At 69.7% G+C, this 9,903-nt stretch carries 7 protein-coding genes; 6 read left to right on the top strand and 1 reads right to left on the bottom strand.

The features are described 5' to 3' along the window. Positions 1-785, bottom strand: a 785-nt coding sequence (gene mazG / locus HUW62_RS42570; RefSeq protein ID WP_176437694.1) for a nucleoside triphosphate pyrophosphohydrolase, incomplete at its 3' end; no start/stop codon positions are given. A gap of 198 nt (positions 786-983) precedes the next feature. On the opposite strand from mazG, the gene HUW62_RS42565 reads away from it, so the two are divergent. The 6 genes from HUW62_RS42565 to HUW62_RS42540 form a co-directional block, all read left to right on the top strand. Next, entirely contained in the window at positions 984-3,167 is a 2,184-nt protein-coding gene (locus tag HUW62_RS42565) for a M48 family metallopeptidase (protein ID WP_176437693.1), read from the top strand. Between the two features lie 4 nt (positions 3,168-3,171). Continuing rightward, complete coding sequence (locus HUW62_RS42560) at positions 3,172-4,293, top strand: DUF4388 domain-containing protein (protein ID WP_176437692.1); 1,122 nt, start codon at positions 3,172-3,174, stop codon at positions 4,291-4,293. An 81-nt stretch (positions 4,294-4,374) separates the two neighbouring features. After that, positions 4,375-5,442 (top strand): PhoH family protein, encoded by a 1,068-nt coding sequence (locus HUW62_RS42555; protein WP_163869708.1) that lies wholly within the window; start codon positions 4,375-4,377, stop codon positions 5,440-5,442. 135 nt (positions 5,443-5,577) lie between these two features. Continuing rightward, the gene (locus tag HUW62_RS42550; protein WP_176437691.1) at positions 5,578-8,070 is read left to right on the top strand and encodes an HD family phosphohydrolase; all 2,493 of its coding nucleotides are present in this window, start codon (positions 5,578-5,580) and stop codon (positions 8,068-8,070) included. A gap of 25 nt (positions 8,071-8,095) precedes the next feature. Beyond that, a complete protein-coding gene (gene ybeY, locus HUW62_RS42545; protein WP_163869710.1) occupies positions 8,096-8,953 on the top strand; it encodes an rRNA maturation RNase YbeY in 858 nt (285 codons plus the stop codon). Positions 8,954-9,053: 100 nt separating this feature from the next. Further along, positions 9,054-9,903, top strand: an 850-nt coding sequence (locus HUW62_RS42540; RefSeq protein ID WP_176437690.1) for a DUF4105 domain-containing protein, incomplete at its 3' end; no start/stop codon positions are given.

The raw sequence follows: 9,903 nt of genomic DNA, 5'->3' as shown, positions 1-9,903 counted from the left end.
GACCTGGGGGGCGGGAGGGACTTCTCCTTCGCCTTGGCCGCCTGCCAGTGGCGCTCCATGTGCTCCAGGGAGGCGCCGCCGAAGGGGACCCCCTCGGCGCGCAGGGCGGCCTCGATGTGCTGGAAGCGGGTGGTGAAGCGGTGGCTGGCCATGCGCAGGGCATCCTCGGCGGGCGTCTTCACGAAGCGCGCGAGGTTGGCCAGGGAGAAGAGGACGTCGCCCAGCTCGTGTTCAATGGCGTCGCGGTCTCCGGAGGCGATGGCCTCGTCCATCTCCACCAGCTCCTCGGCCAGCTTGCCGCGCACGCCAGCGAGGTCGGGCCAGTCGAAGCCGATGCGGCTGGCCTTCTCCGTCAGTCGCTCGGCGCGCAGGAGGGCGGGCGCGGCGGTGGGAACCCCGGCCAGGACGGAGCCCTCGTCGCCCGTCTTGAGCTTGCGCTCATCGGCCTTGAGCTTGGCCCAGTTGGCCAGGACCTGCTCGGAGCCGTTCACACCCTTCAGCTCACCGAAGACGTGGGGGTGTCGGCGGGTGAGCTTGTCGCTGATGGCCTTGCTGACGTCGGCCATGGTGAATTCGCCCAGCTCGGCGGCGAGCTGCGCGTGGAAGACAATCTGGAAGAGCAGGTCACCCAGCTCCTCGCACAGGGAGTGCCAGGGCCCGCCCGAGCCGACGCGGTCCATCTCGTCCAGGACCTCGAACGCCTCCTCGACGAGGTAGGGGCGCAGCGAGCGGATATCCTGCTCCCTGTCCCAGGGGCAGCCATCCTTGGCGCGCAGCCGCCGCATGATGTCCACCAGACGCTCCAGCTCCGTCCCGGGGGTACCTGCTTCGCTCACGGTCGCCTCCTCGCGGGGGCAAGGCCCGCGACGTGCGTCCCTGTAACACGCGGCCCGTGGGTCGCATCCGGAAAGGCGGCGACAGGACGGGGCAGGTGGCGTTCCGTTTCGTGGTTCGGCCGGGCTCGCCTATCATCCGAGCCCTGGATGATCCGCCTCCCGCTTTCCTCCCTGATCCTCTGGGGCCTGTTGCTCCTGACTCCGGCGTTGGCATCCGCTCAGCTCGAGGCGCCCACGCGGCTCCAGGAGGTGGACCCCGGTCCACTGGAGCCCGACCTGCAGGACGAGTCCCTCGACGCGGCGGACCCGGTTTATGACGGCCCCGCCGACGACGGTGAAGTCGAGGCCGAGCAGGACGACGTTCCCCGCAGGGCGCCGCGCGGAGGGAAGGAGAAGGCCTCGGCCCTCCCGGCTCCCTCGAAGCCCTCCGTGACGCCGCCCCCCGTCGATCCCGCGCCCGTCGTCATCGTGCCCAGGCCGGTGCTCAGCCCCATCCTGACGCCTCGCGTGTCGGACGAAGAGGTGCTGGCGGTGTGGGACCGGTGGCGGCAGGCGCGAGCGACGAACGACACGGCCACGGCGGAGAAGGCGCAGCAGGAGCTGGTGACGCTGAAGCGCGAGTTGCTCGCGGCGGACCTGGAGCCCATCAGCGTCGGTTTCATGCGCGAGGCGGAGGTGCGCGGGCGGGCGGGCGACCTCGGCGGCGCCATCCGGTTGGCGGAGCTGGCGGTGGAGCTGTCTCCCCGGCTGCCGCTCGCGCGCTTCGGGCTGGCGGAGCACTACGCGATGGCATCCCCGGCGGAGCCTGGCCGCTACATGGGAGCGCTGCGCGCGGCCTTCGTGTCCATGGCCTTGGACCCGCGCTACCGGGGTCCGGCGCTGGCGGACCTTGGCGCGCTGTTGTTGCTGGCGTGGTCCGCCACGGCCGTGGCGCTGGTGGGTCTGCTGTTCCTGCGGAGGGTGCGCTACGCGCTGCATGACTTCCACCACCTGCTGCCGCGTGCGGTGGCCCGGTGGCAGTCCGTGCTCCTGGGGGTATTGCTGCTCGGCCTGCCGCTGACGCTGGGGATGGGCCTGGTCCCCCGGCTGCTCGTATTGCTGGCGGTGGTGGTGCCCTACCTGACCCGGCAGGAGCGGGTGGTGTCCACGGTGCTGCTGGCGGGGCTGGGTCTGGCGCCGCTGGCCGCGGGACAGCTCACCCGGCTGACGGCCTTCGCTGGAACGCCCGCCGAGGACGTCTATCTGTTGGAGCGCGGCGGCCTCTCCGCCGAGGGCGCCATGGCGCGCGTCAAGGCACGGCACGAGGCCCGCGCGGCCACCTTCCCGGAGCTGGCGGCGCTGGGCCAGTACGAGTCACGCCGGGGTCTTCTGGAGGACGCGCGGTCGCACTTCAAGGCGGCCTCGGCGGTGCGCAGCGGGGATGCGCGGCTGTTGACCCGCTTCGGCAACACGCTGGTGGGGTTGGGGGACGAGGACGGCGCGGCGCAGCTCTACGTGCAGGCGTCCCAGGCGGATCCGAAGATGGCGGCGCCCCACTACAACATCGCGCAGATCTACCGCCGGCGGGCCAAGACGCTGCCGGACGCGGAGGTCGGCAAGGCGATGGAGCGCGTGACGACCGCCACCGCGTCGGCGCAGGCGCTGGATGGAGAGCTGCTCCGGCGAGAGCCCCCTCCGGATGAACGCCTGCTGCTCAACCTCCTGATGCTGGCGCCGGCGATGCCGGAGTCGGAGTGGCTGTCGCTCGCGGACGGAGCGGAGGCGGGGCGCCGGGTGGAGGCGCAACTGGAGCGCTGGTTGTTGCCGGGGGTGGAGCCGGGGCCGGTGGCCTGGGCGCTGCCGGCCGTGGTGGCGGTGCTGCTGGTCGGCTGGGGCCTGCTGACGCAGCGCCTGAAGGCCGCGAAGGTGTGCGAGCGCTGCGGCCGTCCGGTGTGCGTGCGGTGTGACCCCGAGCTGGGCGTTGGCAGTCAGCAGTGCGGCCAGTGTGTGAATGTCTTCTCCCGCCGGGGGCTGGTGCCGCAGCAGTTGCGGCAGCGCAAGGCGGACCAGGTGCAGCGTCATCAAGCGTGGGCGGGCCGGGTGACGTACGCGGCGGGCGTGCTGCTGTCGGGCGCCGGGCATGTGTTCTCGGGACGGGCGGTGCGCGGCGCGCTGTATGCGTTCCTCTTCCTCTTCGCGCTGGCCGCGACGCTCCTGCACCACGGACTGGTGCGAGCGCCCCATGGAGACGCGCCGCTGTACCTCAAGCTGGTGCCGATGGTGTTGCTGCTGGTGAGCGTCTACGTGCTGTCCCTGCGCGGCCTGCACCGGTTGCGGCAAGGGGAGGAGTGAGACCATGTCCCTGAAAGGCACGCTCAAGGACTTCGGCATCGGCGACATCCTTCAGCTCATCGGTCAGCAGCAGAAGACGGGCTCGCTCCAACTGGACAACAAGGACCAGGAGGTCCGCATCGGCTTCCGGGACGGCCACATCATCAAGGTCGAGAGCATCACCCGGAAGCGCAAGGACCTCATCGGCGCCATGCTGGTGCGCGCCGAGCTGATTACGGAGACGCAGCTGGAGGCGGCGCTGGAGACGCAGCGGCGCACCCTCAAGCGGCTGGGCGACGTGCTCGTCTCCAGCCAGGCCCTCACCGCTGAGCGCTTCCAGTCGATGATGCAGTTGCAGGCCACGGAGACGCTCTCCCGCCTCTTCACCTGGAAGGCGGGCACCTACGAGTTCAGCCAGGAGCCCGTCGAGCCCGACGCCGAGGCCATCCGCCCCCTGCGCGCCGAGACGGTGCTCATGGAGGGCTTCCGGATGGTGGACGAGTGGCCCGTCATCCGGAAGTCCATCCACCGCGATGACCTCTCGTTCGAGCGCCTCAAGGCGCTGCCTCCGCCGCGCGAAGGCGAAGAGGGTGGCGAGCTGGGCGTCATCGCCACCACCGAACGGCGCGTGTACGACGAAATCGCGCCCGGCCGTGATTTGCGCAAGCTGGTGGACGTCTGCTGCCTGGGCGAGTTCGAGACCTGCAAGGCCCTGCACAACCTGGTTCGGGGCGAGTACGTGCGCATCATCCACCCGGAGGGGGCTCGGGCTCCCGCGCCGGGGGACGAGCGCCTGCTCTCCCGCATGGGGGGCGTGGTGGGTCGCGTGGTCGCCACCATGGGTGTGCTGGCGGTGCTGGCCGTGGTGGTGTCCCGGGTGGCGCTGGCGGATCCAGAGAGCACGCGCGCGGCCACCGGGTTCGCCGATGCCGCGGCCCAGCGTCATGTTTCCGATGCCCAACGCGTCCGCATCGAGTCCGCGCTGGAAGTGTTCCGCCTGGAACGCGGTGAGCTGCCGGAGCGACTGGATGCTTTGGTGCAAGCTGGATTGTTGAGCGCGGAGGAACTCAGATACCCCTGGCGGGAGGAGTACTACTACCGGCGGCTGGCCGCTCGGCGGTTCGTCCTCCTGCCACCCTTGCGCTAGTCGTCACCCAAAGTCGTCTTTCGAAGGCAGGGGGGCGGCGTTACGTTGCAGACAGCGGTACCGACCGAGGAACGACACGCATTGCGAAATCCCGCCACGTTGGAAGCGACCGCAGCCGTTTCGACGACCTCCGCCAAGGTGGATGTCCGGGACAATGAGACGGCCATGGCGCTGTGCGGCAACCAGAACGAAAACCTCAAGCTGATGGAGCGACGCCTCGGTGTCCGGGTGGGACAGCGGGGGACGGAGTTCCATCTGTCCGGCCCTTCCGACGCGGTGGCCTTCGCCGTGCGCCTCCTGGAGAACCTGGAGGGGATGATTCGCGCGGGCCGCCCCCTGTACCGCGAGGACGTGGAGCAGGGCATCAAGGTGCTCGGACGGGGCGCGGAGTCGCTCCAGGAGGTCATGCTCGGCCCGGTGCTCAAGAGCTCCGGCAACCGGCAGATTGCTCCAAAGAGCATCGCCCAGAAGCGCTACGTGGACGCCATCCGCGCCCACGACATCGTCTTCGGAGTGGGCCCCGCCGGCACGGGCAAGACGTACCTGGCCATGGCCATGGCGGTGGCGTTCCTCCAGGAGCGCAAGGTCAAGCGCATCATCCTCGCGCGTCCGGCCGTCGAGGCGGGTGAGAAGCTGGGCTTCCTGCCTGGCGACATGCAGGAGAAGGTGAATCCCTACCTGCGTCCGCTCTACGACGCGCTGCACGACATGATGGCCGCCGAGCGCGCGGCGACCCTCGTGGAGGAGGGCGTGGTGGAAGTGGCCCCGCTGGCCTTCATGCGTGGCCGCACGCTCAACGACGCCTTCGTCATCCTCGACGAGGCGCAGAACACCACCGTGGAGCAGATGAAGATGTTCCTGACGCGCCTGGGCTACAACAGCAAGGCCGTCATCACCGGCGACGTGACGCAGGTGGACCTTCCCACGGGGAAGATGTCCGGCCTGAATCACGCCCGGACGGTGCTCAAGAACATCGAGGGCATCCACTTCGCGGAGTTCTCCGACGTGGACGTCGTCCGCCACCCGTTGGTGCAGGAGGTCATCCGCGCCTACGACAAGGCGGAGCTGGCGCAGAGCGAGGCGAAGCTGGCTCGCGAGGCAGCCCGCGCCGCCGCGGCTCAAGCGACTCCCGACGCCGTTGTCGGCTGAGTCCAAAGCCCTGGCCTACCTATGCCCACCCGCCCGTACCCTGGCGGGCGGGCATTCGTATTTCCGCCCCCGTGAATTTTCCGGGGCGCTGCGGCCTTGATGGAGCCACGGCCCCTATCTAGGGTGAGGACCTCCATGGACGAACCGGAACCGCAGTCCCCCGCGCCCAGTCCCTTGGACGCGCTCGCAGCACGCCTCGGGTTGGGAAAAGGCGTCTGGGGGCGGCGTGCGGTCCAGGTGTTCCTCCTGTTGACAGTCTCGGTGGGCGCCGGCTTCGTCATCTCCCCCGGCCTCTACAGCCAGCAGATCCCCGCGCTCTCGGAGGAGAACCTCGGCAAGCCCTTCCGGGCCAGCTCTCCGGCGGGCTTCAAGGCCGCGCGGGACTACGAGGTCGTCCACCGGGCCATGACGACCCAGCGGCGCCAGGACGCCCGGGCCGCCGTCAGGCCCGTCTATGACTTGAACCCCGCCGTGGTGGGACATCTGCGCACCGTGGTCCGCGCCTCGTTCGCGACGATGCGGGAGCGGTTGGCGGAGCTGACGGACGCCCAGCCGGACGCCGAGCCCGAGGAGGGCAAGAAGCCGCGCCGCCACCCCGCGCCCACGCCGGAGCAGGTGGAGCGCGAGCGCCGGGCTCGTGAGTCGATGCAGGCGGAACTCCAGGAGCTGCTCTTCGGCCAGCGTGACGCGGGGCTGGAGGCGGAGGACTTCCAGGCGCTCTACGGGAAGGGCTTCTCGGAAGAGGTGGAGGCGGCCACGCTGGTGCTCCTGGAGCGGGCCTACCGCTCCGAACAGGGACCGGTGCACGTGGCGGGCTCCCGGGAGGAGCTGGCACGCGAGGCGCCCCAGGGGCTCACCGTCCGGGACGTGGTGAACAAGGGCGAGGACACGCTGCCCAACGGCGCGCCGCAGGTGGTGGACATCCGCGAGGCGCACCAGGAACTGGACCGCTTCGCCTCGATTCCAGGCAACCTCCTGCCGGACGCGCCCGGTGTGCAGCGCCGCGCGGTGCTGCGGCTGGCCAAGCGGCTGGTGCGGCCCAACCTGACCATCAACATCGCGGAGACGGACGCGCGACGTCATCAGGCCGCGCAGGCGGTGAAGGACGCGGTCATCTCCATCAAGAAGGGGCAGCGCGTCATCGGTGATGGCGAGCTGGTGAACGAGGGGCACCTCGTCGTCCTGCGCGGGATGCGCGCGGAGACGGACCGGTTGGACCTGGTGCAGGTGCAGCTCGGTGGCACGGGGCTGGTGGCGCTCCTGGTGGTCGCCTCGTACTTCTTCTGCCTCAGCGCGTTCCGGCGCTTCCGGCCCACGCGCAAGGACGGGTTGCTCCTGGGCATCCTGCTGGTGGGGACGCTGGCCCTGTTGCAGCTCTGGGTGTCCATCGCGGACGCCATCCAGGACCGGTACACGGCGCTGCCCATCGAAGCGCTCTACTACGTGTTCCCGGTGGCGGCCGGAGCGATGCTGGTGCGCTTCATCCTCACGCAGGAGCTGGCGCTCTTCTTCGCCATGGTGTTCGCGTGCCTGGCGGGCGTCATGCTGGGCAACTCGCTGGCCTTCGGCATCTACACGCTGGTGGGCTCGCTGGTGGCGGCGGACCGCATCGTCAAGGCGAAGGACCGCGTGGGCATCTTCCGGGCGGGCCTGGTGACGGGCGCGGCCAACACGGTGGCGGTGCTCTTCCTGTTCCTCGTCGAGGGCAAGGGGCTGTCGGCGGACACGGCCATCACCGCGGTGAGCGCGTTCATCGGCTCGTCACTGGCGGTGCCCGTCATGGTGATGGCGCTCACGCCGCTCATCGAGATGACGTTCGGCTACGCGTCCGACATCAAGCTGTTGGAGCTGGCGAACCTCAACCACCCGGCGCTCAAGGAACTCATCGTCCAGGCGCCCGGCACGTACCACCACTCCATCATCATCGGCACGCTGGTGGAGAACGCGGCGGAGACCATCAGCGCCAATCCGCTGCTGGCGCGCTCGTGCGCGTACTACCACGACATCGGCAAGGGTCGGAATCCGCTCTACTTCGGGGAGAACCAGAAGGGGGAGAACCGGCATGACGCGCTCGCGCCCGCGATGAGCGCCGTCATCATCAAGCGCCACGTGACGGAGGGGCTGGAGATGGCGCGGCAGTACCGCCTCCCCAAGCTGGTGGCGGATGCGATTCCGCAGCACCACGGCACGCGCACGGTGGGGTATTTCTACCACAAGGCCCTGAAGGAGCAGGAGGGCAAGGAAGGCGCGCCGCCCATCGACGAGAGCATCTACCGCTATCCGGGACCGAAGCCTCAGTTCCGCGAGGCGGCGCTGGTGATGATCGCCGACGCGGTGGAAGCGTCGACGCGGTCCATGACGGACCCCACCACGACGAAGCTGCAGGCGCAGGTGCAGAAGATCATCAACCTCATCTTCTCCGAGGGGCAGCTCGACGAGTGCGACCTGACGCTGAAGGACCTGAATCTCATCTCGCAGTCCTTCCTGCACACGCTGGAGGGCATCTACCACACGCGTCCCGTCTATCCGGCCGGCGCGGTGGGAGGTGGCAAGGCGCCTCCGTTGGTGGTGGCGGGAGGCAAGGCCGTGGAGGCGAAGGAAAAGCCGCGCTCGGCGGGGGCGTTGTGAGTGGGACGCGAGGGGTGGTGACGGCGTGAGACTGCGCAAGGGCAAGGTCATCCCCCGGGATGACGGCAAGCGCATCGAGGAGTTCGTGGGCGCGGCGACGACGGGGACGGATGCGGCGTCCGTGGCGCGGATGCTCGCGCCGCCGGGTTGGTCCGAGCCGGCTCAGCGTCCCGAGTTCGATGAGATGGTCATCGTCCTCAAGGGGGAGCTGACGCTGGTGGTGGAAGGCCGCCGCGAGCGCATCTCCGAGGGCGAGGTGGGCCTGGTGCCGCGCGGCAAGCGCGTCGTGTACCGCAACGACGGCAAGGGCGCGTGCGACTACTGGTCCATCTGCGCGCCGGCCTTCCGTCCGGAGCGCGCGCACATGGAGGCGCCGGCACCCCGGGAGAAGGAGAACGTGGTGACGGTGCAGCTCGCGCACGGGCAGGGCAAGGAGTTCGGCCGGCTCCTGACGACGTGGGCCCGGGACTACCTCAAGCGCCTGTCACTCACCCACTGCGAGCTGTCGCTGTCGCTGGTGGATGACCGCGCCATCCGGCGTCTCAACCGCACCTGGCGGGACAAGGACAAGGCAACGGACGTGCTGAGCTTCCCCGCGGGTGAGCAGCCCCGGGGCACGCCGGGCCCTCGCCCCCTGGGCGACGTGGTCATCTCCCTGGACACGGCGAAGCGGCAGGCGAAGGAGTACGGCCGCACGCTGGAGTCGGAGATGGCGCGCTACCTGGCCCACGGACTACTCCACCTGCTGGGGCATGACCACGAGCGTCCGCGCGACGCGAAGCGGATGGCGGCGCTGGAGGAGGAACTCTTGGGCGAGCGCGGCATGGTGGCGGACTCGCTCCAGGTGGACGCGAAGGCCCGCCGGGCCCGCAGCCTGATGTAGGGGCCTCGCACGGCCCCCTGGCCGACAATCCGGCATCCTGTCGATTGAGTCGGGCGGGGTGCATGATAGGTAGGCCGCCTCCCGCGTGTTGGACAAAGCCATGCCCCGCTTGTCGCTCATCGCCCTCTGCCTGCTTGGCTTGTTGCTCGCGGCCCCCGCGCGCGCGGCCTCGGACTTCGTGCCTCCCTGGGGAACGGGCGAGAGCCAGGGAGAAGACCTCGTCATCTCGCTGGCCACCTTCAGCCCCGGCGACGACGTGCCCTCCTGGTGGGGACATGGCTCGCTGGTGGTGGAGGACCGCCGGTTCGGACTGGCGCGCGTCTACAACTACGGGATGTTCTCCTTCGACGAGGCGATGCTGGCCCGCTTCGCGATGGGACGCCTGGAGTTCTGGGTGGGGCAGGCCCGCGTCGACAGCACCTACCGCTTCTACAAGGCGGAGGACCGCGACGTCCGCATCCAGGAGCTGAACCTCACCCCGGAGCAGCGCCAGCAAGTGGCGAAGCGGCTGGCCGACAACGTCCTGCCGGAGAACCGCGAGTACCTGTATCACCACTACAACGACAACTGTGTCACGCGTCTGCGGGACATGATTGACGGGGCCACGGGTGGGCAGCTCCGCGAGGCGGACCGGGCTCCCGGGCGGATGACGCTGCGCGAGCACACGCGGCGCTACACGTCGGTGAACGCGCCGATGAGCGTGCTGCTCGACTTCATGATGAACGACGAGATTGACCACCCCATCACCCGCTGGGAGGAGGCCTTCCTCCCGGACGAGTTGGAGACGCAGGTGGCCACGCTCGAGCTCAAGGACGCGCAAGGGCAGACGCGACCGCTGGTGGCGAAGAGCTGGAACTACTACGCGTCGCCCGGCCGCGCGCGTCCTCCCGCCGAGCCGCCCCCCTGGGGCCCCTGGATTCTCGCGCTGGGCCTGACGCTGGGCGGTGGGG

The sequence above is a fragment of the Myxococcus sp. AM011 genome (genome assembly GCF_013372595.1).
Lineage (GTDB): Bacteria > Myxococcota > Myxococcia > Myxococcales > Myxococcaceae > Myxococcus > Myxococcus eversor.
Note: the sequence above shows the minus strand (reverse complement) of the source record. Positions and strands in the feature narration are given on the sequence as shown.

Bases quoted from the DNA above. Each gene is read 5' to 3' on its own strand.
- HUW62_RS42565 (WP_176437693.1), top strand. From the start codon at position 984: ATGATCCGCCTCCCGCTTTCCTCCCTGATCCTCTGGGGCCTGTTGCTC.
- HUW62_RS42560 (WP_176437692.1), top strand. From the start codon at position 3,172: ATGTCCCTGAAAGGCACGCTCAAGGACTTCGGCATCGGCGACATCCTT.
- HUW62_RS42550 (WP_176437691.1), top strand. From the start codon at position 5,578: ATGGACGAACCGGAACCGCAGTCCCCCGCGCCCAGTCCCTTGGACGCG.